At 64.7% G+C, this 25,662-nt stretch carries 22 protein-coding genes and 1 pseudogene; 15 read left to right on the top strand and 8 right to left on the bottom strand.

The genetic code is table 11. The annotated features are described in order from the left end of the window. The gene (locus tag C2138_RS12720) at positions 1–495 is read left to right on the top strand and encodes a MarR family winged helix-turn-helix transcriptional regulator (protein WP_233245511.1); all 495 of its coding nucleotides are present in this window, start codon (positions 1–3) and stop codon (positions 493–495) included. Between the two features lie 2 nt (positions 496–497). On the opposite strand, the gene idi is transcribed toward C2138_RS12720, so the two are convergent. Further along, the gene (gene idi, locus C2138_RS12715; protein ID WP_108518370.1) at positions 498–1,022 is read right to left on the bottom strand and encodes an isopentenyl-diphosphate Delta-isomerase; all 525 of its coding nucleotides are present in this window, start codon (positions 1,020–1,022) and stop codon (positions 498–500) included. On the opposite strand from idi, the gene C2138_RS12710 reads away from it, so the two are divergent. The 6 genes from C2138_RS12710 to C2138_RS12685 are packed head-to-tail and all read left to right on the top strand — an operon-like array spanning position 1,021 to position 6,186. Further along, entirely contained in the window at positions 1,021–2,100 is a 1,080-nt protein-coding gene (locus C2138_RS12710; protein WP_108518368.1) for a polyprenyl synthetase family protein, read from the top strand. The genes idi and C2138_RS12710 overlap by 2 nt on opposite strands. Then, the gene (locus tag C2138_RS12705) at positions 2,100–3,059 is read left to right on the top strand and encodes a phytoene/squalene synthase family protein (protein ID WP_241961126.1); all 960 of its coding nucleotides are present in this window, start codon (positions 2,100–2,102) and stop codon (positions 3,057–3,059) included. The genes C2138_RS12710 and C2138_RS12705 overlap by 1 nt, the downstream gene beginning before the upstream one ends. Continuing rightward, complete coding sequence (crtI, locus tag C2138_RS12700) at positions 3,056–4,654, top strand: phytoene desaturase family protein (RefSeq protein ID WP_108518366.1); 1,599 nt, start codon at positions 3,056–3,058, stop codon at positions 4,652–4,654. Before C2138_RS12705 ends, crtI begins: the two co-directional genes overlap by 4 nt. Further along, positions 4,654–5,022, top strand: a complete 369-nt coding sequence (locus C2138_RS12695; RefSeq protein ID WP_108518364.1) for a lycopene cyclase domain-containing protein — start codon at positions 4,654–4,656, stop codon at positions 5,020–5,022. Before crtI ends, C2138_RS12695 begins: the two co-directional genes overlap by 1 nt. Continuing rightward, positions 5,019–5,324, top strand: a complete 306-nt coding sequence (locus C2138_RS12690) for a lycopene cyclase domain-containing protein (protein ID WP_108518363.1) — start codon at positions 5,019–5,021, stop codon at positions 5,322–5,324. The genes C2138_RS12695 and C2138_RS12690 overlap by 4 nt, the downstream gene beginning before the upstream one ends. Next, positions 5,311–6,186, top strand: a complete 876-nt coding sequence (locus C2138_RS12685) for a prenyltransferase (RefSeq protein WP_108518361.1) — start codon at positions 5,311–5,313, stop codon at positions 6,184–6,186. Before C2138_RS12690 ends, C2138_RS12685 begins: the two co-directional genes overlap by 14 nt. Before the next feature lie 15 nt (positions 6,187–6,201). Here the strand turns inward: C2138_RS12685 and C2138_RS12680 are convergent, their stop codons facing one another. The 3 genes from C2138_RS12680 to C2138_RS12670 all read right to left on the bottom strand — a co-directional run bounded on the left by C2138_RS12680 (position 6,202) and on the right by C2138_RS12670 (position 9,035). Next, positions 6,202–6,630, bottom strand: coding sequence for a MarR family winged helix-turn-helix transcriptional regulator (locus tag C2138_RS12680; protein ID WP_108518360.1), 429 nt, complete (start codon positions 6,628–6,630; stop codon positions 6,202–6,204). 98 nt (positions 6,631–6,728) lie between these two features. Beyond that, positions 6,729–7,523 carry an isocitrate lyase/PEP mutase family protein gene (locus C2138_RS12675; RefSeq protein ID WP_108518358.1) on the bottom strand — a complete coding sequence of 265 codons (795 nt, stop codon included), beginning with the start codon at positions 7,521–7,523 and terminating at the stop codon, positions 6,729–6,731. Between the two features lie 69 nt (positions 7,524–7,592). Continuing rightward, positions 7,593–9,035 (bottom strand): MFS transporter, encoded by a 1,443-nt coding sequence (locus tag C2138_RS12670; RefSeq protein ID WP_108518357.1) that lies wholly within the window; start codon positions 9,033–9,035, stop codon positions 7,593–7,595. 238 nt (positions 9,036–9,273) lie between these two features. On the opposite strand from C2138_RS12670, the pseudogene dnaK reads away from it, so the two are divergent. The 6 genes and pseudogenes from dnaK (at position 9,274) to C2138_RS12640 (ending at position 16,535) form a co-directional block, all read left to right on the top strand. Further along, positions 9,274–11,117 (top strand): annotated as a pseudogene (gene dnaK, locus C2138_RS12665) (molecular chaperone DnaK). 2 nt (positions 11,118–11,119) lie between these two features. After that, positions 11,120–11,701 carry a nucleotide exchange factor GrpE gene (locus C2138_RS12660; RefSeq protein ID WP_108518355.1) on the top strand — a complete coding sequence of 194 codons (582 nt, stop codon included), beginning with the start codon at positions 11,120–11,122 and terminating at the stop codon, positions 11,699–11,701. Positions 11,702–11,774: 73 nt separating this feature from the next. Beyond that, positions 11,775–12,734 (top strand): DnaJ C-terminal domain-containing protein, encoded by a 960-nt coding sequence (locus C2138_RS12655; protein ID WP_108518353.1) that lies wholly within the window; start codon positions 11,775–11,777, stop codon positions 12,732–12,734. Between the two features lie 2 nt (positions 12,735–12,736). Continuing rightward, positions 12,737–13,168 (top strand): heat shock protein transcriptional repressor HspR, encoded by a 432-nt coding sequence (locus tag C2138_RS12650; protein ID WP_108518352.1) that lies wholly within the window; start codon positions 12,737–12,739, stop codon positions 13,166–13,168. After that, positions 13,155–14,342 carry a class I SAM-dependent methyltransferase gene (locus C2138_RS12645; RefSeq protein ID WP_199286543.1) on the top strand — a complete coding sequence of 396 codons (1,188 nt, stop codon included), beginning with the start codon at positions 13,155–13,157 and terminating at the stop codon, positions 14,340–14,342. Before C2138_RS12650 ends, C2138_RS12645 begins: the two co-directional genes overlap by 14 nt. Positions 14,343–14,378: 36 nt before the next feature. Next, positions 14,379–16,535, top strand: a complete 2,157-nt coding sequence (locus C2138_RS12640; RefSeq protein WP_108518348.1) for an ATP-dependent Clp protease ATP-binding subunit — start codon at positions 14,379–14,381, stop codon at positions 16,533–16,535. 45 nt (positions 16,536–16,580) lie between these two features. Here C2138_RS12640 and C2138_RS12635 read toward each other — a convergent pair whose 3' ends face one another. Further along, positions 16,581–17,570, bottom strand: a complete 990-nt coding sequence (locus tag C2138_RS12635; RefSeq protein ID WP_108518346.1) for an LLM class F420-dependent oxidoreductase — start codon at positions 17,568–17,570, stop codon at positions 16,581–16,583. Between the two features lie 65 nt (positions 17,571–17,635). Between C2138_RS12635 and C2138_RS12630 the strand changes: the two genes are divergently transcribed. Then, positions 17,636–19,687, top strand: a complete 2,052-nt coding sequence (locus C2138_RS12630) for an acyltransferase family protein (protein WP_108518344.1) — start codon at positions 17,636–17,638, stop codon at positions 19,685–19,687. A gap of 34 nt (positions 19,688–19,721) precedes the next feature. On the opposite strand, the gene C2138_RS12625 is transcribed toward C2138_RS12630, so the two are convergent. Continuing rightward, on the bottom strand, positions 19,722–20,792 hold the full coding sequence (locus tag C2138_RS12625; RefSeq protein WP_108518342.1) for a threonine aldolase family protein: 1,071 nt from the start codon (positions 20,790–20,792) through the stop codon (positions 19,722–19,724). A gap of 338 nt (positions 20,793–21,130) precedes the next feature. Here C2138_RS12625 and C2138_RS12620 point away from each other — a divergent pair, with 338 nt between their 5' ends. Beyond that, a complete protein-coding gene (locus tag C2138_RS12620) occupies positions 21,131–23,413 on the top strand; it encodes a beta strand repeat-containing protein (protein ID WP_159078241.1) in 2,283 nt (760 codons plus the stop codon). Positions 23,414–23,606: 193 nt separating this feature from the next. On the opposite strand, the gene C2138_RS12615 is transcribed toward C2138_RS12620, so the two are convergent. Continuing rightward, entirely contained in the window at positions 23,607–24,719 is a 1,113-nt protein-coding gene (locus C2138_RS12615; protein WP_108518338.1) for an ABC transporter permease, read from the bottom strand. Then, entirely contained in the window at positions 24,716–25,600 is an 885-nt protein-coding gene (locus C2138_RS12610; protein ID WP_108518337.1) for an ABC transporter ATP-binding protein, read from the bottom strand. Before C2138_RS12610 ends, C2138_RS12615 begins: the two co-directional genes overlap by 4 nt. Between the last annotated feature and the right edge of the window lie 62 nt (positions 25,601–25,662).

Genomic DNA, 25,662 nt, shown 5'->3' with positions numbered 1-25,662 from the left:
ATGTACAAGTCAGAGGGGCCCCGCTTTGGACCCGTTCACGAGAGCACCATGCTTCTGCGACAGCTCATCCAGCTCAGTGACGATTTTGAGCGGCACATGGGCAAGGAGCTCACGGTCAACCCCACTGACCTTCAGGCCATGCAGCACCTCATCATGCGAGGCCCCATGAGCCCCACCGACATCGCCAAGGCTCTCGGCATGAGCACTGCGGCGGCCACGGTCGTGGTCGACCGTCTCACCAAGGTCGGCCATGTCACGCGAGAGAAGCACCCCACCGATCGGAGGGGGATTGTCGTCGTGCCCGCACCGGAATCTGTGGCGCGCGCCATCCGAGGCCTGCTGCCCATGATCACGGGCATCGACGAGGTCATCCACGAATTCGAACCGCAAGAGCAGGCCGTCATCACCGAATACCTGCGCAGGGTCGTCAAGGTTTACCGCGAGAGCATTCCCTCAGCGGAGGACGAGGCAGCGCACGCGGAGGTGCGAACGTGACGTCAGAGAGGCGAATCCCACTGCTCGAGCTGCATGACCAGCCACGGGCTGAACGCGAACGGGGCCGCTCTTACCGCCTCCGCCAGAGCGCCCGGGCGCACCCAGCGGTACTCAGCGATCTCATCGGGCGACGGTGCGAGCTCGCTCGTCACGGTGGCGCGGTAGACAGGGCACACCTCGTTCTCGACGATTCCGGATGCGTCGACGGCGCGGTATCTAAAATCGGGCAGGACAGGCTCGATGCCTCCCACCGTGGTGCCGAGTTCCCGCATCGCCCGCCGCTCGATGGCCGCTGCATCCGCTTCGTCCGGGGCGGGATGCCCACAAAAACTATTGGTCCAAACGCCGGGCCAGGTTGCCTTGCCCAGAGCGCGTCGAGTGACGAGCACGTCGCCGGATTCGTTGAAGAGATGACACGAGAATGCGCGGTGCAACGGGGTGTCCTCCGTGTGCACCGTGGCTTTGAGGGAGGTCCCGATGCGTGAGCCATCGTCTGCTAGCAGCACGACGAGTTCGGTAGCGTCCATGACTGACAGTCTGCCTCAGTCCGGTGATGAGATTCGCTGGGATCGTTATGACGACGTCGTGAGGGCGCTCGACGAGTTCTTCGATGAGTCGGGGGCGCGGGCTACCGCGCACGGTTCCCAGTACGTAGATCTGTGGCGGGCGCTCCGTCGCAGCACCGTCGGCGGAAAGCTCTTCAGGCCCCGCATGGTTGCGGCAGTTTTCGACGGTCTGGGCGGCGTGCAATCGCGGGCGGTTGCGCCCGTGGGGGCGGCGTTCGAGCTGCTGCACACCGCACTCATCGTGCACGACGACGTGATCGACCGCGATTTTGTTCGCCGTGGTCGCCCCAACATCTCTGGCATTTACCGCGATCGCGCCCGCTCGGCGGGCGTCGACCGGGACGAGGCTGAGCATCGCGGTTTGAGCGCGGCCGTCGTCGCGGGTGACCTTGCCCTCTTTTACTCCTACCGATTCATCGACCGCAGCGGAATCGACGGCGCGATGCGGGCTCACCTGCTCGATCTCATGGATGAGGCGTTGTTTGCCAGCGCCGCCGGCGAGCTTCTCGACCTCGACTATTCAGGAGCCATCGCAATCCCCACGGTCGAGAGCATCCTCGCGATGGGACGCCTGAAAACCGCGGTCTACTCGTTCGAGGTTCCCCTCAAGGCCGGTGCCGTGCTGGCCGAAGCGCCGGATGCCGTGGTCGCCTCGATGGGCGACTTTGGCCGCGAGGTGGGCACCGCCTACCAAATCGTCGACGACATCCTCGGGGTCTTTGGCGACACAGAAGTGACGGGCAAGTCGGCGACGAGCGACCTGCGCGAGGGCAAGAGAACCGTGCTGGTGGCTCACGCCGCGGCAACAGAGGTGTGGTCGCTGATCGCGCCCACCTTTGGGTCGCCCCAGCTATCTGATGATGAGGCCGCAACGCTGCGGGTTCGGCTAGAAGAGAGCGGCGCGCGGTCGTACGCGGAGCGCCTGCTCGCGGACCACATCGCCAGGGCTCGCGCCGTGCTCGGCCGCGACCACATCCCGGAGCCGCTGCGGCGCACGCTCGAGCCGCTCATCGATCAGGTCATCAGGCGGGGGCGGTAGTGGCACAGCAGGAAGGTTCGACCGGCACGGGAATGGGGGCACACATGCCGCAGCAGGTGGGTCACAATGGTGTCGTGGAGACCAACGGCTCGTCGACGCGGTTCGATCTCTACACGCGTGTGTGTGAGCAGGCTGCGGCCGTGGTCATCCAGCAGTACTCGACCTCCTTTGGCGCGGCAACGCGCCTGCTTCCCGTTGCCGTTCGGCGGCATATCTCCAACATCTACGCGCTCGTGCGGGTGGCCGACGAGGTCGTTGATGGTGCATCTGCCGATGCCGGGCTCACGCCTGCGCTGGCTGGTCGTGCGCTCGACGATCTTGAGGCTCAGACCGAGGAGGCCATCGGTTCGGGTTACAGCACAAATCCGATCGTGCATGCATTCGCTACGACTGCCAGGGAGGTGGGCTTCGGCGCCGACCTCACCCGCCCGTTCTTCGCGTCCATGAGGGCGGATCTCACGGAGGTCGTGCACGATCCGGATAGCTTCTCGGCCTATGTCTATGGCTCGGCAGAGGTAATCGGTCTTATGTGCCTCGAAGCATTCCTCGTGGGTCACGACCGCAGTGAGCAACAGCTCGTCGAGCTCACCGCTGGCGCGCGGGCGCTCGGGGCGGCGTTTCAGAAGATCAACTTCTTGCGCGATCTGGGTGATGACTACGAGGCCCTCGGTCGCAGCTACTTTCCCGCCGTCAGCGTTGAGGGTTTCACCGAGGCAGACAAAAGCGCCATTCTCGACGATATCGACTCCGACCTCAGGGTTTCGCTGGCCTCCCTGCCGCTTCTACCTTCGCAAAGCCGCCGCGCGGTGTGTCTCGCACAATCGCTGTTCACCGAGCTCGCCAGGCGCCTGCGGTCCACCCCCGCATCCGAGATCGTTCAGGTGCGGGTGAGCGTGCCGACCGCGGTCAAGGCGCGGCTGGTGGCGCAGGCGATGGCGGGCAGGATGCCCCGCGCATGAGTAACGAAGACGCCAACGCCGTGCAGCATGCCGGCCTGTCGCACTCAGCGGTCGTGATTGGCGGCGGCATCACGGGCCTGGCCACGGCTGGCCTGCTCGCCCGCGAGGGCTACACGGTCACGCTGCTCGAAAAGCAGCCTGCCGTCGGCGGCCGGGCCGGGCTGTGGGAGTCGCAAGGCTTTCGCTTTGACACGGGCCCGTCGTGGTACCTCATGCCCGAGGTCTTCGATCACTTCTTCAGGCTTATGGGCACCTCGGCATTCGACCAGCTCGACCTGGTGCGCCTCGACCCCGGTTATCGGGTGTTCTTTGAGGGCGAGCCGCAGCCCATCGCCATAACGTCGGACCGTCAAGAGAACATCGACCTCTTCGAGAGCCTCGAACCCACCTCTGGTCTGCGCCTCTCTCGATACCTTGACTCCGCGACCGACACGTATGAGATGGCCAAGAAGCGCTTTCTCTATTCCACATTCGAGTCGTTCAGACCCCTGCTGCGGTGGGACGTTCTCAAGCGCCTCCCGACCCTTGCGCGTCTTCTCTTGCAGAGCCTCGACCGCAGGGCCGCAGGCACTGTTCGCGACGATCGCCTGCGCCAGATTCTCGGCTACCCCGCCGTCTTTCTTGGCTCCTCGCCGTTCACGACTCCGAGCATGTACCACCTCATGAGCCACCTCGATATGACCGACGGTGTCTACTACCCGATGGGCGGGTTCACGACCATCATCGACCGCATCGCAACCCTGGCGACGGATGCGGGGGTCGAGATTCGCACATCATCCGCCGTCGATCGCATCGTCGTCGACGACGGCAAGGTCACGGGAGTGCAGTTCGCCGACGGTAACTATCTCGCCGCCGACCTGGTGGTGTCGACCGCCGATCTTCACCACAGTGAGACACAGCTGCTGCCCGAGAAATACCAGACCTATCCCGAGAAGTACTGGCGCTCGCGAGTATCGGGCCCCGGCGCGATGCTGCTCTATCTGGGTGTCGAGGGGGACCTCCCCAAGCTCGAGCACCACACGCTCCTCTTCGCCCGTGACTGGCGTGCCAACTTCGATGCGATCTTTGGTGCCGAGACCCGAATCCCCGATACGGCGAGCCTGTATATCTGCAAGCCCAGCGGGGTTGACCCTGCGGTTGCGCCCGAAGGTCACTCAAACGTGTTCGTGCTCGTTCCCATCCCCGCCGATCCCTCGCTCACCGATCTGGACTCCCTCGGCGATCGGGTGATCGATCAGATCGCAGAGTGGGTGGGCATCCCCGACCTTGCCTCCCGAATCGTTCTGCGGCGCACGGTGGGCCCGGCCGATTTCGAGCGCGACCTCAACGCGTGGAAGGGCTCTGCGCTCGGCCCCGCCCATGTGCTCAAACAGAGCGCGTTCTTTCGCGGCACCAACAAGAGCCGCAAGGTCGAAGGGCTGCTTTATGCCGGCAGTTCCAGCATCCCGGGCATCGGCCTGCCGATGTGCCTGATCAGCGCTGAGCTCGTGATCAAACGGCTGCGCGGCGACACCTCCACCGAGGCGTTGCCCGAGCCCGCTGTCGCTTCGGCGATGCGGGATGAGCGCCGCACCGACACCGAGCGAGCATCCTGATGGGGTTGGTTTACCTGGGGTGCCTACTCGGGGCCCTCGGGTGCATGGTGCTGCTCGACCGCCGCTTCACGCTGTTCTTCTGGCGGGATGCCCCGAGGGCCGCGATCGTTCTGGCCGTTGGCATCGCCTTCTTTGTGGTGTGGGACCTGGCGGGCATCGGGCTCGACATCTTCTTTCGAGGCGACTCCCCCTTTATGACGGGCATCCTGTTGGCGCCGCATCTGCCCCTGGAGGAGATCTTCTTTCTTGCCCTGCTCTGCTACGTCACGATGATCGCCTACGGCGCTTCGAGTTCCGTGCTCCGCCGGCGCCGTGGGCCCCGTCGTTCCCGTGGGCCCCGTCGTTCCCGTGGGGTGAGCGCAGAATGACCTATTGGGCACTCAATGCCGTCTTTCTCGCCGTCGTTGCGGTGGTTGCGCTCGCCGCGGTGCTTTCTCGACGGGCGCCAGAGTGGCGCGCAGTGGGGCTCACGGCTCTCGCAGTGCTTCTTATGACCGCGGTCTTCGACAACGTGATGATCGCCGCCGACCTGTTTTGGTACAACCCCGACCGCATTTCCGGCGCGTTTCTGGGTCTCGCACCGCTCGAAGATTTTGCCTACGCCATCGCCGCCGTGGTGTTATTGCCCTCGCTGTGGCATCTGATTGGGGGGCCCAATGACGTTCGGTAGCACTCTCTCCACGCTCGTGGTGTCGTCTCGCCCGCTGAGCTGGATCAACACGGCGTTCCCCTTCGCAGCCGCCTATCTCACGACGACGCGCGAGATCGATCTCACGCTCATCCTGGGCACCATCTTTTTTCTCATCCCCTACAACCTCGCCATGTATGGCATCAACGACGTGTTCGACTACGAGTCAGACCTCAAGAACCCCCGCAAGGGCGGGGTCGAGGGAGCGCTTCTCGAGCCGCGGATGCACAGGGTCACGCTGTGGGCGGCGGCCATCACGACCATCCCGTTTCTCGTCTATCTGGTGGTGGTCGGCAATCCCCTGTCGTGGCTGGTGCTCGCGATCAGCATGTTCGCGGTCTATGCCTATTCGGCCAAGGGGCTGCGGTTCAAAGAGAAGCCGGTTCTTGACTCGATCACGTCGAGCACGCACTTCGTTTCGCCGGCTCTGTATGGGCTTGTGCTCGCGGGGGCGCACTTCACCCCGCAGCTCTGGGCGGTTCTTGCGGCGTTCTTTCTCTGGGGCGCGGCAAGCCACGCCTTCGGCGCGGTGCAAGACATCGTGCCAGACCGCGAAGGCGGCATTGCGTCGATCGCCACGGTCTTCGGCGGCAAGCGCACCGTGCGTCTCGCCGTCGCGGCCTATGGTCTTGCGGGCATCCTGATGCTGTTCACGGGGTGGCCAACCGCCCTCGGGGCCATCCTGGCGGTGCCCTACATGGTCACGTGCGCGCCGTTCTGGAACGTGTCGGATGCTTCTGCCGAAACGGCGAACCGCGGGTGGAGAAAGTTTCTCGCCCTCAACTTTGTCAGCGGCTTCTTCGTCACAATGCTGCTCATCGCGTGGTGGGCGATTCACCCGTAGGCGTCGCGCGGGTGGCTATGCGGATTCGTCGCCTGTGAACCCGAGGTTGCGCGCCATCCGTTCCAGAGACGTGACGGTGGTGCGGTACTCGTCCTCCGTCAGACCCTCGGCGAGCGAACCGCGTAGCGAGTCGACGACCTCGGTGAGGCGAACAAAGGCTTTGTGACCTCGCTCGGTGAGCTCGTAGTGCTCGCCGTCGACGGCAACCCAGTCGCTTTCGACGAGCTCATCGAGCTGCTCTAGCGCGCTCTCGCCGGCATCGGTGTCGATGAAGGGGGCGATGGCACGGTCGAGGTCGCCGACTGTGGCTTTGCCTTCGGCGATCACCCCGAGCAATTGCCATTGACGGCGGGTCACGCCGTGCTCTTCGATGATGGCATCGAAGCGCTGGTCGATGAGCTGGTCGACGGTCCTCAACCAAAATCCGATCGGTCTTTCAGCCATGCCCTGACCATACGCACGCCCCAGGATCGCGGCAAGCGTCGTGACCGCAACCGCAGCATCCGCTCAGCAACGCGCGCACGCCCTCCAGCGGCGAAAGGCTAGAACTCGAAGGCGAGTTCCTCTGGATAGTCGCCCAGCGCGACTAGCTCGGTCGCCGCGCCCTTGAGGTGGGCGAGTGTGAGGCCCATCGTGCCCGGGCCAAAGCTCACGCGGGCCACCCCGAGATCGGCGAGCCGCTTGAGGGGCACCCCGCCGGGCGTGCCGATCACGGAGACGAGCCCGTCGATCTCCTTGATGGCGCGCTCAACCTTGGCTTCGTCGGAGAGGCCGAGCATAAAGATGCAGTCGGCGCCCGCCTGCATGTAGGCGTTGGCCCGCTTGATTGCCTCGTCCCAGTCGCCGCCGGGGCTCGCGAGGGTGTCGACGCGGGCGTTGATCGTAATCGGTACGCCCGAAACGGTTCCCGCACTGCGCGCCGCAGCCACGCGCGCCGCTGCGGTCTTGATGTCGAACTGCGGGGCCTTGGCCGCACCAATGCTGTCCTCGATGTTGAGGCCGGCCGCGCCCACCTCGATGAGGCGGGCCACATTGTCTTCGACCCCCTTGGTGTCGGCCGAATACCCCTTCTCGAAGTCGACAGACACCGGCAGCGAGGTTGCGTCGATGACGAGCTTCGCGGCGGCGAGCGCCTGGTCGACCGTGAGTCCTTCGCCATCGGGCACGCCGTGGGCGAACGAGATCGAGTGGCTCGCTGTGGCGAGGGCCTTGACCCCTTGAACTTCGGAAACGATGCGGGCGGTAACGGCATCCCACACATTGGTCACGATGAGCGGTGACCCGGGCACGTGCAGCGAGCGCAGGAGTTCAGCGTTGATGATAGCGGGGTTGGTCATTCCCTCAGAGTGCCCTCGATTGGCCCGCTCCGCCACCCTCGTTGTGCAGAGGGCGGCGGATGCTGCGGGTCACCCCACTCGTTCGTGCTTGGGCAGACGCACGAAGAGCAGCATGATGAGGCCGATCAGCAGCACGAGGCCGATGCCGAGCACGCCGTAGATGATGCCGCCGAAGATGCTCAGGAAGAGCGCCCAGGCGAGAGGGGAGAGGAAGCTGGCGACGCGACCCGTCGTGGCGTAGAGGCCGAAAATCTCGCCCTGCATGCCAGCAGGGGTGACGCGCGTGAGCAGTCCGCGGCTCGCGGCCTGGGCAGGGCCGACGAAGGCGCACAGGGTGAGCCCGCAGACCCAGAAGACGATCGTGCCGTAGTCGCGAAGCGCGAACACCGCGACTGTCATCAGCACGAGCCCTGCCAAGGTCGCGACGATAAGCCGCTTGGGGCCGACAATGTCGTCGATGCGCCCGGCGAAGATGGTTGAGACGCCGGCCACCAGGTTGGCGGCGACGCCGAAGATCATCACCTCGATCGTGCTGAAGCCGAAGCCCTGCGCGGCGAGGATGGCACCGAAGGCGAAGACCCCGGCGAGGCCGTCGCGGTAGACCGCGGCCGAGACCAGAAACCAGAAAGTCGAGCGGTTGTGTTTGAACAGCTTGGCGAGGTCCTTTGCCAGCACGACGTATGAGCCGAAGAAGGAGGCCTTCTGGGCACCCTGGTACGCGGGAGACTCGGGCACGTTCCGAAACATCGGGATCGCGAAGATTATCGTCCACACCGCGCAGACCACAGCGACGAGCTTGAATGCGAGCGCCTGGTCGGTGCCAATGCCAAAGATGAGCGGGATGCACAGCACTAGTGCGAGGATGCCGCCGATGTAGCCGAGTCCCCATCCGAGGCCTGAGATGCGGCCGACGGTCGCGGGCGTCGAGACCTCGACGAGCATCGCGTTGTAGCTGACCCCGCCGATCTCACTGACGACCGCCCCGATCGCGACGGCGAGGGCGCCGAACCAGAAGTACTTGGGGTCAGCTTCGACGAAGAACAGGGAGAACTGGATGAGCGCGATCGCGATCGTGGCGCCGATGAGCCACTTCTTCTTATTGCCCCGGGCATCGGCCTGCTGCCCCAGCACGGGGGCGAGAACGAGAATCAAGATGCCAGCGGCAAAGTTGGCCCAGCCCCACCATTCAGCAAGATCGGTGAGACCCCGGCAGTACTCGCTTGCCATGTTCTCGGCCAGGGCGCAGCTCATCCAGCTGCCGTCTGCCAGTTGCCCGGATGCTGCGACCTCCGGCTCGAGGAACTGGCGGGATGTCAGGTACAGCGAGACCCACACGAAGGTGAGGATGACCGTGTTGAAGGGCTGCATGGCCCAGTCCCACATGGCCCATGACAGGACGACCTTTTTTGGAGCCGGGTCTTCGCCCACTCCCCGCCCGATCGGACCGAGCGCCTGGGTCTTGGCAGCCGTGGGGGGTGCGGGAACGGCTTCGCTGCCGTGGTTGATCGTCATGCGATCAGGCTACTGGTGCTTGGTTAATTTCCTGCGCCTCCCATGCGAGGGTCAGGGCGACGAATTTCCGAGCGCGCCGGGGCTGAAAGTTGAGTGAGAGTGGCGCAAGTTTTTCGCATTCGACTTGACACGGCGGAGCCCTGATCTAAAATTGAGCTACTCCGGCTCAACTATGTAGTTGAGTGCGGGCAAGACTTCATTCCAGCCTCAGAAACACGCAACAATAAGGAGAACGCACATGGCTCGTGCAGTAGGAATCGACCTCGGTACCACAAACTCGGTGGTTGCCGTTCTGGAGGGTGGCGAACCCACCGTCATCGCCAACGCCGAGGGCTTCCGCACCACGCCCTCCGTTGTGGCCTTCACCAAGGACGGCGAGACCCTCGTCGGAGAAACCGCCAAGCGTCAGGCCGTCACGAACGTTGACCGCACGATCGCCTCAGTCAAGCGCCACATGGGCACCGACTGGACCACCGACATCGACGGCAAGAAGTACACGCCGCAGGAGATCTCGGCCCGCATCCTCGCCAAGCTCAAGCGTGACGCCGAGCAGTACCTGGGCGAGCCCGTCACGGATGCCGTCATCACGGTTCCCGCGTACTTCAACGACTCAGAGCGTCAGGCCACCAAGGATGCCGGTGAGATCGCCGGCCTCAACGTGCTGCGCATCATCAACGAGCCCACCGCAGCAGCCCTGGCCTACGGCCTCGACAAGGGCAAAGAAGACGAGCTCATCCTCGTCTTCGACCTCGGTGGCGGAACCTTCGATGTCTCGCTGCTCGAAGTGGGCAAGGACGACGACTTCTCCACGATCCAGGTGCGTGCGACCGCCGGTGACAACCGCCTCGGTGGCGACGACTGGGATCAGCGCGTCGTCGACTACCTCATCAAGCGCTTCAAGGAGACCACGGGCGTCGACGTCTCAAACGACAAGATCGCCAAGCAGCGTCTCAAGGAAGCCGCTGAGCAGGCCAAGAAGGAGCTCAGCTCCTCGATGAGCACGAGCATCCAGCTGCCCTACCTCTCCCTCACGGAGAACGGCCCGGCAAACCTGGACGAGACCCTCACGCGCGCCAAGTTCGAAGAGCTCACCGCCGACCTGCTTGAGCGCACCAAGCGCCCGTTCAACGACGTGATCAAGGAGGCCGGCGTCAAGGTTTCTGACATCGCCCACGTTGTTCTCGTTGGTGGCTCTACCCGTATGCCCGCGGTCTCCGACCTCGTCAAGAACCTTCTTGGCGGCCAGGAGCCCAACAAGGGCGTGAACCCGGATGAGGTCGTCGCGGTTGGCGCAGCCCTCCAGGCCGGCGTTCTCAAGGGTGAGCGCAAGGACGTTCTGCTCATCGACGTCACCCCCCTGAGCCTCGGAATCGAGACCAAGGGTGGCATCATGACGAAGCTCATCGAGCGCAACACGGCTATCCCCACGAAGCGCAGCGAGACCTTCACCACGGCAGACGACAACCAGCCTTCTGTGGCGATCCAGGTCTTCCAGGGCGAGCGTGAGTTCACCCGCGACAACAAGAACCTGGGAACGTTCGAGCTCACCGGTATCGCCCCCGCCCCCGCGGCATCCCGCAGATCGAGGTCACCTTCGACATCGACGCCAACGGCATCGTGCAGGTGCACGCCAAGGACAAGGGCACCGGCAAGGAGCAGTCCATCACCATCACGGGCGGCTCTGCGCTGTCGAAGGAAGACATCGACCGGATGGTTCGCGAAGGCGAAGAGCACGCGGCAGAAGACAAGCGTCGTCGCGAAGAAGCCGAGGTGCGCAACGCTGCTGAGCAGTTCGTCTACTCCACCGAGAAGCTGCTCAAGGAGAACGAAGACAAGCTCTCTGACGGTGTGAAGACCGAGGTTCAGGCCGATGTCGACGCCCTCAAGTCGGCCCTCGCTGGCGACGACGAGGCTGCGGTCAAGACCGCCCTCGACAAGCTCAACGAGAGCCAGCAGAAGATCGGCGAAGAGATCTACGCCGCAGCACAGGCAGCGGAGTCTGCTCCGACCGCCGAAAGCGCCGAGGCGACGGATGAGGACATCGTCGACGCCGAGGTCGTGGACGAGGACGACAAGAAGTAACTATGACTGACAAGAATCAAGGCAAGAACTCAGACGAAGTGCCTGAGCCCGATGTGGGAAACACCGAGAACGCAGCGGAAGCCGAAGGCCTGATCGAGGCTGAAGGGCCCGACGTCGAGACATCGCTCGAAGACGCCGACCTTTCGTTCCTCGAGAAGAATGCCAGCGACCTCGCGACCGAACGGCTCGCCGACCTGCAGAGACTGCAGGCCGAGTACGCCAACTATCGCAAGCGGGTCGAACGCGACCGGGAGGCTAACCGCGTCCTGGCCGTCGCCGACGTTGTCTCGTCGCTTCTCCCCGTGCTCGACGATCTCGACAGGGCAGAAGCGCACGGGGACCTCGAGGACGGCCCGTTCGTGATCATCGCGCAGAAGCTGCGCTCAACCCTTGAGCGCACAGGGCTCGAGCGCGTTGGCGAAAAGGGTGCGGAGTTCGACCCCAGTGTCTATGAGGCCATCGCCCAGGTGCCCAGCCCCGATGTCACGGTCATGACCGTGCTCGATGTGCACAAGGTGGGCTACCGACTCGGAGACCGGCTGCTTCGCGCAGCCCAGGTCGCCGTGGCGGTTCCTCAGGACTAGTAACAACCTGCGACAGCGGGTCGGGTGGAGACACCCGACCCGCTGCGCCCCTAGTTTTAGAGAGGAGTCGCCGATGGCCAGCCAAGACTGGTTGGAGAAGGACTTCTACAAGGTGCTCGGAGTCTCGAAAGACGTCTCCGATGCAGACCTCAAGAAGACCTATCGCAAACTCGCACGGCAGTACCATCCCGACTCGAACCCTGGCGACGCCAAAGCCGAGGCGCGGTTCAAGGAGATCAGCGAAGCAAACGCTGTGCTCTCGGACCCCGAGACTCGGCGCGAATACGACCAGGTGCGCGCGATGGGAATGGGCCAACCCCGCTTCACTGCAGGGGGCCAAGGCCAGGCCGGCGGGTTCGACGACATCTTCGGAGGCATGTTCGGTGCTGGCGGCGGAGGCCGCACCCAAAGCGCCGACTTCGGCGATATTTTCGGCGGCATGTTCGGCGGTGGCGGCGGTGGTTTTCGCACCGCCCCGACCAAGGGCCGCGATGTCATAGCGACGACGACCCTCGACTTCGTGTCTGCCATCAAGGGCGACACCATCCGACTGCAGGGCGTCAACGGCAAGCCGATGAACGTGCGCATTCCGGCAGGGGTCAGCGATGGACAAAAGATTCGGCTCAAGGGCAAGGGAGAGCCGAGCCCCGATGGCGGGCCCGCCGGCGACCTGACCATCACGGTCTCGGTGACCAAGCATCCCGTGTTCTCCCGTGACGGAGACAACCTGCGGGTCGACGTGCCCATCACCTTTGTCGAGGCCGTCGAAGGCGCGACGATCGAGGTGCCGACGCTCGGCGGAGACCCCGTCAAGCTCAAGGTGGCCCCCGGCACGCCCAGCGGGCGCGTTCTGCGCGTCAAGGGGCGCGGTGTCGTGACGCCCTCACACTCTGGCGACCTCCTCGCGACCGTGCATGTCGTCGTGCCGAGCAGGCTCACCCCGGATGCCGCCAAGGCTGTCAAGGCGTTGGCCAAGGCCCTGCCAGACGAAAACCCGCGCGAGGATCTGCTCGCCAAGGCTCGAAGGGGATAGGCATGGACCCCGCGACCCCGCTGTTTGCCATTGCGGTTGCTGCAGAACTCTCGGGCATGCACCCGCAGACTCTGCGTCAGTACGATCGCATGGGCTTGGTGCGCCCCAAACGCACGAGTGGAAAGTCGCGGCGCTATTCGATGAAGGATGTCGTGCAGTTGCGGGAGATCGCAGCGCTCGGAGCCGAAGGGGTCAGCCTCGAAGGCATCCGTCGCATCCTTGACCTCGAAAACCAGGTGGGTCAGCTCACGGAGCGCGTGCGAGAACTAGAGGTCGCACTCGCCGACGAGCTGCTCAACCGACCCGGGCGGCGAGTGTTTGCTGCCGACGAGTCTGGTGCCGTTGTCTCCCTGAGAACCGGTGAGCGCATCCGGCGCCCCAACCAGGTCGTCGTGTGGCGGCCATTGAGCGGAGCTGATCGTGGCCGAGTTTGATTTTTCGCGCCTGCGACGGTTCCCCGACCTCGAGGCAGACAACCTTTTTGCCGTTGATGCAAGTGACCGGCTCATCCTCGACGAGGCACGCGCGGCGCTCGCCGAGGCGCCCAACAGGGTGGTGGTGATCGGCGACCGCTACGGGGCACTCACCCTCGGTGCCGCCGCGCAGCACGATGCGTGGGGAATCCGGGTTCATCAAGACGTGCTGAGTGGGCAGCAGGCGCTCGCTCATAACGCCGCGAGTTGCGGGCTCGGCGACCGCTACGAGAGCTTTGGGCTGGAACCTGCCCTCGTCGAGGGGGCCACAACGGTGCTCATGCAACTGCCGCGGAGCCTGTCGCAGCTCGACGAGACCGCGGCGCTCATCGCCCGATACGCCGACCCCTCCGTGGTGATCTATGCCGGCGGCCGCATCAAGCATCTCGCGCCCGCCATGAACGACGTTCTCGCACGCCATTTCGACACCGTGACGCCCTCGTTGGCGCGGCAGAAGTCGCGCGTTCTCGTGGCCAAAGGCGTGCGAGCGAACCCCCAGATCACCCACTACCCGCAGCGCGAATACATCGACGAACTGGGGATGTGGGTGTGCGCTCACGGTGGCGTGTTCTCCGGCTCCAAGCTCGATATCGGCACGCGCTATCTGCTGGGCTTCTTGCGCCAGATGAAACCGGATGCTCGCACGGCGATCGATTTGGGCTGCGGCAGTGGCATCCTCGCGGCTGCGCTTGCCAAGTCTCGACCGGGCCTCGCCGTTCTCGCCACGGACCAGTCAGCGGCGGCCGTGGCGTCGGCCCGTGCGACGGCCGAGGCCAACGACTTGCCGATTACGGTGGTGCAGGATGTCGGCCTCTCAAATCAGCCTGACAGCTGTGCAGATCTCGTCGTGCTCAATCCGCCGTTCCACGTCGGTTCTGCCGTTCATGCCGGCATCGCACTGAGCCTGTTCGAAGATGCCGCACGGGTGCTCAAGCCCGGCGGCGAGCTCTGGACCGTCTACAACTCGCACCTGGCCTACCGCTCCGCGCTCACCCGCACGGTCGGACCAACCAGGTTGGTGGGCCAGAATCCTAAATTCACCGTGACGGTGTCGACCTATGGCGCAGGTGCCCCTGGTCGGCCAGAGCTAGACGACAAGACGAAGACAACCGCAACACCCGTGAGACAAAAGTGAGTCACTCCGACTCGATTGCGTGAGAGGGAAGAGCAGATGGCGAACATGCAGGGAGCTCCAGGAACCGACGAGGAGCAGAAGAGTGCGCTCGAGCAGTACGGCGTTGATCTCACCGAGATCGCGCGAACGGGCAAGCTCGATCCCGTCATCGGGCGTGATGCTGAGATTCGCAGGGTCAGCCAGGTGCTTACGCGACGCACCAAGAACAACCCTGTTCTGATCGGGGAGCCCGGTGTGGGCAAGACTGCCGTCGTCGAGGGGCTTGCCCAGCGAATCGTCGCTGGCGATGTCGCCGACTCGCTCAAGGGCAAGCGGCTCGTCTCGATCGACCTCGCTGCCCTCGTTGCCGGGGCCAAGTATCGCGGCGAGTTCGAGGAGCGCCTCAAGGCCGTGCTCAAGGAGATCAACGACTCCGACGGCGAGGTCATCACCTTCATCGACGAACTGCACACCCTCATGGGCGCTGGCGGCGGCGAGGGATCCGTGGCGGCATCCAACATGCTCAAGCCCATGCTCGCCCGCGGTGAGCTTCGCATGATCGGAGCGACCACCCTCAACGAGTACCGCGAATACATTGAGAAGGATGCGGCGCTTGAGCGGCGCTTCCAGCAGGTGTTCGTGGGTGAGCCGAGCGTCGAAGACACCGTCGCCATTCTCCGTGGGCTCAAGGAGCGCTACGAGGCCCACCATAAAGTGGCCATCGCCGACAGCGCCCTTGTCGCCGCGGCCACGCTGAGCAACCGCTACATCACGGGCAGGCAGCTACCCGATAAGGCCATCGACCTGATCGACGAGGCGGCAAGCCGCCTCAAGATGGAGATCGACTCGTCTCCCGTCGAGATCGATGAACTCAAGCGCGCGGTCGACCGCATGCGCATTGAGGAGCTCGCTCTCAAGAAGGAGAAAGACCCCGCGTCCAAGGCGAGGCTCGAGAAGCTCCGCGAAGACATGGCCGAGAAGAACGATGTCCTGGTCGAGCTCGAGGCGCGCTGGAAGAACGAGAAGTCGGCGCTTCAGGATGTCGGCGAGCTCAAGACTCAGCTGAACGGGGCTCGCATCAAGCTCGATCTCGCGATGCGCGAGGGCGACTACCAGGCGGCATCAAAGCTCAACTATGAGGTCATCCCGCGCATCGAGAAGGCGATCGCCGAGGCGGAGAACGCCGAGATCAAGGGCGAGCGGATGGTCAACGACCAGGTCACGGAGAGCGATATCGCTGCGGTGGTCGCGGCGTGGACCGGCATCCCGGTCGGGAGACTCCTGCAGGGAGAGACCGAGAAGCTGCTGCACCTGGAGGCGGAGCTGGGCAAGCGCCTTGTCGGGCAGAAGCGGGCCGTTGAGGCGGTTTCGGATGCTGTGCGCCGGTCGCGCGCCGGCATCGCCGACGACAGCCGCCCCACAGGGTCGTTCCTGTTCCTCGGACCAACCGGCGTGGGCAAGACGGAGCTCGCGAGGGCACTCGCCGAGTTCCTCTTCGACGACGAGAAGGCCATGATCCGCATCGATATGAGTGAGTACGGGGAGAAGTTCTCCGTCTCGCGCCTGGTCGGCGCCCCTCCCGGATACATCGGGTACGAACAGGGCGGTCAGCTCACGGAGGCCGTGCGTCGTCGCCCCTACTCGGTGATCCTCCTCGACGAGGTCGAGAAGGCGCACCCCGAGGTCTTCGACGTGCTGCTGCAGGTGCTCGACGACGGGCGACTCACCGACGGCCAGGGCCGCACGGTCGATTTTCGTAACACCATCCTCATCCTCACCTCGAACCTGGGCAGCCAGTTCCTCATCGACCCCACGATGACGCCCGAGATGAAGGAGGAGGCGGTGATGCTCGCGGTGCGCCAGGCGTTCAAGCCCGAGTTTGTGAACCGCCTCGACGACATCGTGGTCTTCTCGGCGCTGAGCGAGCAGGATCTTGCTCAGATCGTGGAGCTCTACATCGACCGGCTCGGCCGGCGCCTAGCCGAACGCAGGCTTGAGCTTGCGGTGACGCCGGATGCGAGGGCGTGGCTTGCCGAGCGCGGCTATGACCCGCTCTATGGCGCCCGCCCGTTGCGCAGGCTCATGCAGAAGGAGATCGACGACAAGCTGGCGATGGCCCTGCTCGGCGGCCGCATCGTGGACGGTGACACCGTTCTGGTGAGTCTCCAGCCCGACGGCGAGGGGCTTCAGGTCAGCACGCCGGAGAACCGGTAGCAGCGGAGCCACCCAGGGCTCGCGCCGAGCGCTGGCGGGGCGCGCCTAGCGCAGCGCTGGCATGACCTCGCGCTCGAACAGCAGGGCACTCGTGCGGTCGTAGGCGACATGGGCAAAGTAGTGGATCGCATACGCAAGCCCCAGGTCGCCCATCGCCCCGAGGCGGTCGGTGACCTGCTGCGGGGTGCCGACGAGCGCCGTGCCGTCGCGATACTCGGCCACATACTTGGCTGCCTCTGCCGGGCCGATGTGGGGTGCGATGCGCGCCTCAATCGCGTCGATCATCCGCCCCAGTTCGTGCTCGTTCTCGGCGACGAGCGTGTTGTAGTTGGCGCTTCGGACGATGCGATCGAAGTCGGTTCCTTCGGCGGCGCAGTGCTCGCGGAGAAGCTCGCTCTTGGCGGCGAACTGCGCGGGATCGCCCGCAAAGTTCGTGTAGTCCGCATACTTTGCGGCGATGCGCAGGGTGACCTTCTCGCCGCCTCCCGCGATCCACACGGGTGGGCCGCCATCCTGCAGGGGAAGCGGGCGAACGATGGCGTTCTCGACCTGGTAGTGCGCGCCGTCGAGGGTTGCGCTGCCCGTTTGCCAGGCCTGCTTCATAATCTGCACACCCTCGTCGAGGCGCGCTAGCCGCTCTCCAGGCCGCGGGAACCCGTAGCCGTATGCCCGCCATTCGTGTTCGTACCAGCCAGCGCCGATGCCCATCTCGACCCTGCCCCCGGAGATCAGGTCCACGGTTGCGGCGACCTTGGCCAGGTAGGCCGGATTCCGGTAGCTCATGCAGGTGCACATCTGCCCGAGCCGCACGCGCGACGTTGTTGCGGCGAATGCCGACATGAGGGTCCACGCCTCGTGAGTCGCCTGATCGGTAGCAACAGGAACGGTGTGAAAGTGGTCATAGACCCAGATCGATTCCCACTCGCCAGCGTCGGCGTGCGCCGCCAGGGTGCTCATCGTGCGCCACTGCTCCGACGGGTCGATCCCGACGAGGTCGTGTCGCCAGCCCTGGGGAATGAACATTCCGAATCGCATAATGGTGAGCCTTTCGTTGTGCGCTGGTGCGCTGGTGCGCCTGCGCGCTGATAGCGTGACCTGCGATGACGCAGCTCACCCGCCCCCGCCCCCATGCTAAGCCCGCCACAGCCGCGCACTTCGAAAGCCATATCCAGGGGCTTCGGGCGCTTGCCGTTCTTCTCGTCGTGGTGTTCCACTTCTGGCCGGGACGGCTCTCGGGCGGATACATCGGCGTCGACATCTTCTTCGTCATCTCGGGCTACCTCATCACGGGGCACCTCGTGCGTGAACTGACCCGCGACGGCCGCATCAGCCTGCCGCAGTTCTGGGCGCGCCGTGCCCGGCGACTGCTGCCGGCATCCATTGCCGTTCTTGTGTTCTGTTCTGTGGCGACCCTGTTGTTCCTGCCGCTCAGTGGTCTCGGCGACAGCGTGCGCGAGATTCTCGCGAGCACCTTCTACATTGAGAACTGGCTGCTCGCCGCCAACTCGGTCGACTATCTCGCCGCCGGTGGCAACGCCACGATGGCTCAGCACTATTGGACCCTCTCCCTCGAAGAGCAGTTCTATGTGATCTGGCCCCTGCTGCTGCTGGCCGGGGTTGCGCTCGGTGCGCGCCTCTTTGGGCAGAAGCGCCACGCGGCCCTGGTCGCCGTCGTGGTCTCAGTCTTCGTGCTGTCGCTCGTCGCCTCCGTCGTTTACACGGCACTCGAGCCTGCCCCCGCCTACTTCGTCACCTTCACCCGCATGTGGGAGTTTGCGGCGGGTGCGCTTCTGGCGTTGCTCCCTGCGATCCGCCCTCGGGGAGCGCTTGCCCAGAACGTGATCGGCTACGCGGGCCTCATCACCCTGATCGCGTGCGGATTCTTCTTCGACGCGACGACCCCGTTCCCCGGCTATATGGCGCTCATCCCGGTTGTCGCGACTGTCGCCGTGATCGCCTGCGGCCAGTCGGCCCGCTGGTTTGACATCGGAAGCGTGCTCAGCGGTCGTCCGCAGCGCTTCATCGGCGACATCTCGTACTCGCTCTATCTGTGGCATTGGCCTTTGATCATCATCGCGCCCTTCGTGCCGGGGTGGGGCCTAAGCGGGGCACACCGGGTCGCCCTGTTCCTGATGTGCTTCGTGCTCGCCTGGCTCACCAAAAAGTTCATCGAAGATCCGGCCCGGCGCTGGCGTTTTCTCACGAGCCGCAGGCCGCGGGCAACGGCGATTTTCGCGGTGGCCTTGATGGCCGTCTCGGCCGCGTTCGCCGGTCTTGCCTGGACGGTCAACCAGCCCAAGTACGAAGCCGCCGCCGCCGAGCTCACCGCGATCCGCGCTAACTTTCCCGACTGTTTCGGCGCGCTCTCCGCCGGTGGATGCGAGAACCCAGAGCTCGATGGCCTGATTGTGCCGAGCGCCGGCTTCGGCAACGCCGACCAGCCTGGCCACGAGGAATGCTTCGTGCAGCTCAATGCGCCCGATGTTGTCGACTGCCACTTCGGATCAACGGCAGCGGATGCTCCCCGCATTGCTCTGATCGGCGACAGCCACGCGTACCAATATCTTGAAGCCCTCATCTCGGTGGCCGACGAACGAGGGTGGGCGCTCACGACTTACCTCAAGGGGGCCTGCCCGTGGAACGCGGTCGCCGTCGGCGGCCCGAGCGCCGCGTTCACCGACTCGTGTGCCACGTGGAAGCAGAACCTTAAGTCGGAGCTCGACTCTGCCGAGGCATACGACGCGATCTTCACTTCCGCGCTCGCCGCGACCCCCTACCCCGGTTCAGACGTCGACGCGGCGGCGACGGGATTCACCGAGGCCTGGACCTGGGCGAAGGGCGCCCCGATCGTCACGATCGTCGACAACCCCGACCTCTCGGATGACCCCAACAAGTGTCTTCGCCAGGGAGATCCCTCGCTCTGCACCGAGCCCCGGGACGATGTGCTTGCCGAAAGTGACCCGATCGCCATCGCGGGGGCTCAGGCATCCGAACTCCTCGACCTCACCGATGTCTACTGCGACGACGAGGAGTGCTTCACGGTGGTGAGCGGTGGCAACATTTACCGCGACCAGGATCACCTCACCGTCACATGGACGCTCAGCATGAAGGGCATGATCGGCGATGCGCTCGACCGAGCGATTCACGGTTAGCCGCTGCTAGCCGCTGCTAGCCGCTGCTAGCCGATCAGCCGGCCTGCCCCAGCGCCGCGATGATGTCGGCGGCGAACTGGTCGACGTCCTCTTCTGTCGTGTCGAAGCTCGTCATCCACCGAACCTCGCCGGCCGAGCTGTTCCAGTCGTAGAAGTGGTGTGTTTCGCGCAGTCGTGCGGTGGCCTCGGCAGGCAGCACGGCAAAGAGCGAGTTCACCTGCGTCGGCTGCGTGAAGCGCAGGCCGGGTGCCGCGCCCGCGGCGATCGCATCGTCGAGCGTGGCCCGCAGCCGGGCCGACATCGCGTTTGCGTGGCGTGCGCTGCGCAGCCACAGGTCGCCCTCGTACAGCGCAATCAGCTGGGCTGAGGCGAACCGCATCTTGGACGACAACTGCATCATGTACTTGCGCAGGTAGGGCAGCCCGACGGATGCTTCGGGGCTGAGCACGACGACCGCCTCGCCATAGAGCAGGCCGTTCTTGGTGCCGCCGAGGCTGAGGATGTCGACGCCTGCCCGTGTCGTCAACTCGCGCAGCGAGACCCCGAGGGATGCTGCCGCATTGCCGATTCGCGAGCCATCGACGTGCACTCGCATCCCGAGCGAATGGGCGTGGTCGCATATCGCTCGCAGTTCGTTGGGGGTGTAAACCGTGCCCAACTCGGTGGACTGCGTGATGCTGACGACGAGCGGCTCCGCGCGATGCTCGTCCCCCCGGCCGCCCGCTTGGAGGTCGATGAGTTCTGGCGTGAGTTTTCCGTCAGGGGTGTCAACCGTCAGTAGCTTGATGCCCCCGATGCGCTCGGGTGCCGCGTTCTCATCGGTGTTGATGTGGGCAGTCGACGCCGCGATCACGCCTCCCCAGCGCGGCAGCATGCTCGTGAGGGCCACCACATTGGCGCCGGTGCCGTTGAAGACGGGAAAGACGCCAGCGTGCTGGCCGAACTGGTCGCGGATGATCTCGTGCAGCCGCTCCGTGTAAACATCGCCGCCGTAGTTCACCTGGTGTCCGCCGTTGGCGTCGGCGATTGCGGCGAGGACTTCGGGGTGAGCTCCCGCGTAGTTGTCGCTGGCGAAATGGCGGATCTGGGGGTCATGACGTTGCACTCGTCAATTCTGGCACTGCGCATCCGATGCGCGTGCCCGCCCCGCCCCGCCCCGCTCCGGCTGCGGGTGCGGTTGCGACGCGAGGCTGGCTTTCTTCGCCGCCAACTCGATCCCCCGATCTGGGGGGTGCTGATATACCGACAAATCCCCGGATGTAACCTAACGTTGAGGCACTTACCCGAATAGCCGTGCACGTCAGGGTTCACCCGAATCAACCCCGACTCACAACTCGAATTACACCCGTTTCGTTGATGCCGACGTCGGGGTGTTCTCCTTCGCGTGCCTGGCCGAGCCTTACCCGGGCCCGAAAGGCGCATTCGCGCCGTCTGGAGCACACTATGAACTTATCCCGAAGAATCGCTGCGATCGCCACGACAGTGGTGCTCGCCCTAGGTGTTGTGGTCGTTCCGGCCGCAGTCGCCTCCGCCGCGCCGGGCGACCTCACCATAACGACAGCATCAAACCTGGGCACATTCGATGTCAACCGTTCGCTTTCGGTCCAACTCGCAGCGAATAAGGGCGGCGCTAAGTGGTCGTTTTCGGGCGGCAGCGGCGGACTAGCGCTCACGGGAGATGGGCTGCTCACGGGCACATTGACGAGCACGGGATCGAATACCGTCAGCATCAACGCAAAGGTTGGAAACGGGAATGGGAGCGGCAACAGCGACACCAAGTCGTTCTCATTCACAGTGCGCCCCGTCATCACTAGTGCCGCGCCAGCCGCCGGAACTGTTGGCGTCGCCTACTCGCACACCTTCACTGGTACGCCGGGAACCAGCCCAACATTCTCGATTGTGAACGCTCCTGCTGGTCTCTCGCTGAATCGCGACACAGGAGTCCTTTCGGGTGTCCCCGGGAAGTTTTCGGGACAGAGTAAGACTTACTCCTTCACCGTGACCATCACTACCGGCCCGGCGAATGATCGCGTCACGTCGACAGCCGTGCCATTCACACTGACGGTGACCAAGCCCATCCAGCCGCCGCTCTTCGACACCATTTCGATCGCGGAGGCGACCGTCGGCACCCCGTTCTCTGCAGCGTTTTCTGCAAGCGGTCAGGGCACGATCACGTACTCGGCGACGGGCCTGCCGGCTGGCCTCTCGATCAACTCAACGACCGGTACCGTGAGTGGAACTCCGACATTCATGCCCAGTTACACCGCAGCGCGAAACACGGTCGATGTCTCGATCATTGCGTCAGACGGCCAGTCGGGAACTCACTCGTACGGCTTGATCGTCAACGTTCCCGCGCCCACTATGACCGGAGGCTCGCTCCCGGCCGCTGCCGTCGGGTCTGCGTACAGCCAGACTCTTCCGACGAGCGGCCACGGAACCCTCACGACCGCGATTGCCTCTGGTGCGCTTCCGACCGGGCTATCACTCGCGGCGAACGGCACGATCTCGGGCAACCCCGCCTACGACGCGTCATACGGGGCAGCCAAGACGTTCGCCTTCACGGCGACCGTTACGGGCCCGGGAGGTTCGGCCACTGAGGCGTTCACGCTCACCGTGTCGACCGCGGTTCCCGTGCTCGCCACCCGCACCCTCCCCGAGGGTTGGCTCACGCAGCCTTACTCGTCGGTCCTCGACTTCACGGGCGCCGGCGCTGTCGCAACCGTGACGGGCCTGCCCGCGGGAGTGAGCTTCGACGGACGCTCAATCTCGGGCGCTCCGACCGTCGCTGGTGACTACTCGGTAGTCATCGCGGTCACTAACGGCGCCGGCGTCGACGCTGTGGCCATCCCCGTCACCGTCAATGCGGCTCCTGCTATCGCAACGACAACGCTGCCGGACGGCATCGTCGGCTCGGCCTGGTCCAAGCAGTTCGTGGCGACCGGCAAGAACGTGACGTTCTCGCTCGGCGCCGGTGCTCCCGCTGACATGACCATCACGGCGGGCGGGCTCATCGAGTGGACGCCCACCGCAGACGGAATCACGACGATTACGGTCATCGCAACGAACCTCTCGGGAAGCGACGCCACCACGCTGTCTCTCACGAGCTATGCGCTCCCGGCGTTCACATCGACGAGTCTCGTCTCCGGAACCCAGGGCCGCCTCTACCTCGACGGCATCGACTTTGAAGGTCGCGACGTGTCCCTGGCGATCACGGACGGTCGCCTCCCCAGCGGAGTGACGCTCGCGGCCGACGGAAGCCTTCGCGGCACGCCGATCGAGTCGGGCACCTTTGAGTTCGAGGTCACAGCGACCAACGTCGCCGGGTCGGTGGTTCGTGACTTCACGATCATCGTCACGGTGCCCGCCGCGGTCATCCCGCCGACGAGCCCCGAGGCGACTCCCGCCGGCATCATCACCCCGTTGCCAGCGGCCCCGGCCGCCCCGCGTGCCGGAGCAGGTGTCGGAGCAGGTGCCGGAGCAGCGGCCGCTCGAAGCGTGGGCGATGGTGAGGCGGATGCCGCAGGCTCTGCTGAATCAAGCGCGAACGATGCCGATGAGGAAGACCTCCCCACCTTGAGCCCCACAGAGGAGAAGGATCCGACCGAGGCGGCCAAGCCTGTCGACGGATTCGACCCGGCCGGCGTGTTGCTTGGAGGCATCGTCGCCATCGCCTTCCTCGCCGCGCTCGCCCTGCTGCTGCTGCGTCGCCGACGCAACGCGCTGTAGCATCCCGCCTAACCATGAACGCCCGCGGCTTGTGCCGCGGGCGTTCATGCGTTGGTGCTGAAACCGCTGAGGGGTCCCGAATGCGTGCTCCGACCTTCGTCGAAGACGCATTCGGGACCCCTCAGCGGGATGGTGCGGCGCCCGGGCGTGTGGCGCCCGGGCGTGTGGCGCCCCGGCACCACACGCGCCCCCGCTAGCTTGCGCCGGTCAGGGCATCCTTGAGCTTGACGCGCGCGCCCATGCGCAGGAGCGCATTGGAGTAGATGCGCGACCCGAACGCAATCGTGAGGGCCGTCGTCGCGAGCAGGATCACGAGCGAGAGGATGGGCTCCCACCATTCGGCAGTGCCGAGGAACACCCGCATCGGCATGCCGACGGGTGCAGAGAACGGCACGTACGACATGATCGCAAGCACGAGGTCGTTGTCGTTGAAGAAGATCACCAAGAAGTACGGGATCATCACGAGATAGGTGATCGGGGTGGTTGTCGTGGCCATGTCTTCTTGCCGCGAAACAAGTGCTGCGGCAGCCGCAAACATCGAGGCGAGCAGCACAAATCCGAACACGAAGAAGATCACGAACCACACAATCGAAGGCCCGATGTCGGCCAGCAGAATGTCTTGACCAGAGGCCAACATCCCAATGCCGGCGATTGCCGCGATGAGCACGATCTGCCCGAAGGCCAGGATGCTGTTGCCGATCACCTTGCCGGCCAGCAACGCGGGCACGGGCACGGTGGCCATGAGAATCTCCACGATGCGGGTCTGCTTCTCTTCGACAACGCTCTGGGCAATCGCCATGCCAAAGGTGAGCGCAGACATGAAGAAGATCAGGCCGAAGCCGAGGGCAACGAAGTAAACGAGCAGGCTGTTGCGGTCGTCGTCAACGGGCTCAAGCACGGTTACTTCGGGGATCACGCTGAGGGACTGCAGCACGACTCCCGGTGCCTCTTCGAGCGCGATGACCTCGAGGCCCGTCGGCGAGTTCTCGGAGGGAATGATCGCAGCCTCGACATCGCCGCTGCGGACCAGCTCCTCTGCGGCATCCGCCGATGAGGCCTTGGTCACGTCGAGCGTGCCCGGTGCCTCAGCGGCCTCGACCGCTGAACCGACCGCAGCGACCTTGGTCAACTCGGTGTTGTTGGCCACAAACCCGCCGCCAACAACGGAGGCGAGAACGATGAGCAGCAAGATCGCCGTGCTGATGAGAAACGACTTGCTCCGCAGCCGCATGGTGATTTCGCGGTTAGCGATGAGCCACACGGCCGAGGCGAATCCGAGTGAGGGTGTGGTGCGCTGAGCGGTCATCGGATGACCTCCTTAAAGATCTGCGAAAGCGAGGGATGCTGCGGCGCGAAGCTGAGCACAGTGCCGGTTGCGACAGCGGTGCGAAGGATGCGCTGGGCGGTTTCTGCTGTGTCGGTATCGAACAGGGCGTATCCGCCGTCGAAGTCGACGATGCTCACGCCCGGCTCGTCGCGAAGCCATCCTGCATCTTCACCGAGCTGAAGCTCGTAGCGGCTGCCGGAGTGCTCCGCTCGCAAACCTTCGCGTGATCCGCTGGCCTTGATCGTGCCGTCGGCGATCACGACGAGGTCGTCGCAGAGGCGTTCGACGATGTCGAGCTGGTGGGAGGAGAAAAGCACGGGGGCCCCGCGGTCGGCGTAGTCCTTGAGAACTCCGAGTACGACCTCGACGGCGAGGGGGTCGAGCCCCGAGAACGGCTCATCCAGAATCAGAACATCGGGTTCGTGTACCAGCGCGGCGGCGATCTGTGCTCGCTGCTGGTTACCAAGGGAGAGGCTTTCGACGGTGTCGCCCGTGCGCTCGCCGAGCCCGAGGCGCTCGAGCAGGGCGATCGCATTCTCGCGGGCGTGGTCAGCCGACAGCCCATGCAGCCGGGCGAGGTAGATGATCTGCTCAGCGACTTTCATCTTGGGATAGAGGCCCCTCTCCTCCGGCATGTAGCCGAAGCGGGTGCGTGCCTCGCGGGTCAGGGGAACGCCATCGAGGGTCACAGTGCCCGAGTCGGGAGTGAGCACCCCCATCATGACGCGCATGGTGGTTGTCTTGCCGGCGCCGTTGCCGCCGACGAAGCCGGTCATGCGCCCGCGGTTAACCGTGAAGGCGACATCGCGCAGCACCTGGCGGTCGCCGAAGGAGCGGGAGATGGAGTTGAGTTCAAGCATGCTGCCACGCTATTGCGCCGGGCGTTCTCGTCGAATCCGCCGAGCGGGTGGTCTTGGGCATC

This window comes from Salinibacterium hongtaonis, from assembly GCF_003065485.1.
Lineage (GTDB): Bacteria > Actinomycetota > Actinomycetes > Actinomycetales > Microbacteriaceae > Homoserinimonas > Homoserinimonas hongtaonis.
The sequence above is the reverse complement of the archived record's forward strand: the minus strand, read 5'-3'. Positions and strand labels throughout refer to the sequence as shown.

Bases quoted from the DNA above. Each gene is read 5' to 3' on its own strand.
- C2138_RS12635 (WP_108518346.1), bottom strand. From the start codon at position 17,570: ATGCGATTCGGAATGTTCATTCCCCAGGGCTGGCGACACGACCTCGTC.
- C2138_RS12710 (WP_108518368.1), top strand. From the start codon at position 1,021: ATGACTGACAGTCTGCCTCAGTCCGGTGATGAGATTCGCTGGGATCGT.
- C2138_RS12620 (WP_159078241.1), top strand. From the start codon at position 21,131: ATGAACTTATCCCGAAGAATCGCTGCGATCGCCACGACAGTGGTGCTC.
- C2138_RS12655 (WP_108518353.1), top strand. From the start codon at position 11,775: ATGGCCAGCCAAGACTGGTTGGAGAAGGACTTCTACAAGGTGCTCGGA.
- C2138_RS12675 (WP_108518358.1), bottom strand. From the start codon at position 7,523: ATGACCAACCCCGCTATCATCAACGCTGAACTCCTGCGCTCGCTGCAC.
- C2138_RS12720 (WP_233245511.1), top strand. From the start codon at position 1: ATGTACAAGTCAGAGGGGCCCCGCTTTGGACCCGTTCACGAGAGCACC.
- C2138_RS12680 (WP_108518360.1), bottom strand. From the start codon at position 6,630: ATGGCTGAAAGACCGATCGGATTTTGGTTGAGGACCGTCGACCAGCTC.
- C2138_RS12670 (WP_108518357.1), bottom strand. From the start codon at position 9,035: ATGACGATCAACCACGGCAGCGAAGCCGTTCCCGCACCCCCCACGGCT.
- C2138_RS12690 (WP_108518363.1), top strand. From the start codon at position 5,019: ATGACCTATTGGGCACTCAATGCCGTCTTTCTCGCCGTCGTTGCGGTG.
- C2138_RS12650 (WP_108518352.1), top strand. From the start codon at position 12,737: ATGGACCCCGCGACCCCGCTGTTTGCCATTGCGGTTGCTGCAGAACTC.
- C2138_RS12630 (WP_108518344.1), top strand. From the start codon at position 17,636: ATGACGCAGCTCACCCGCCCCCGCCCCCATGCTAAGCCCGCCACAGCC.
- crtI (WP_108518366.1), top strand. From the start codon at position 3,056: ATGAGTAACGAAGACGCCAACGCCGTGCAGCATGCCGGCCTGTCGCAC.
- idi (WP_108518370.1), bottom strand. From the start codon at position 1,022: ATGGACGCTACCGAACTCGTCGTGCTGCTAGCAGACGATGGCTCACGC.
- C2138_RS12695 (WP_108518364.1), top strand. From the start codon at position 4,654: ATGGGGTTGGTTTACCTGGGGTGCCTACTCGGGGCCCTCGGGTGCATG.
- C2138_RS12615 (WP_108518338.1), bottom strand. From the start codon at position 24,719: ATGACCGCTCAGCGCACCACACCCTCACTCGGATTCGCCTCGGCCGTG.
- C2138_RS12685 (WP_108518361.1), top strand. From the start codon at position 5,311: ATGACGTTCGGTAGCACTCTCTCCACGCTCGTGGTGTCGTCTCGCCCG.
- C2138_RS12660 (WP_108518355.1), top strand. From the start codon at position 11,120: ATGACTGACAAGAATCAAGGCAAGAACTCAGACGAAGTGCCTGAGCCC.
- C2138_RS12640 (WP_108518348.1), top strand. From the start codon at position 14,379: ATGGCGAACATGCAGGGAGCTCCAGGAACCGACGAGGAGCAGAAGAGT.
- C2138_RS12610 (WP_108518337.1), bottom strand. From the start codon at position 25,600: ATGCTTGAACTCAACTCCATCTCCCGCTCCTTCGGCGACCGCCAGGTG.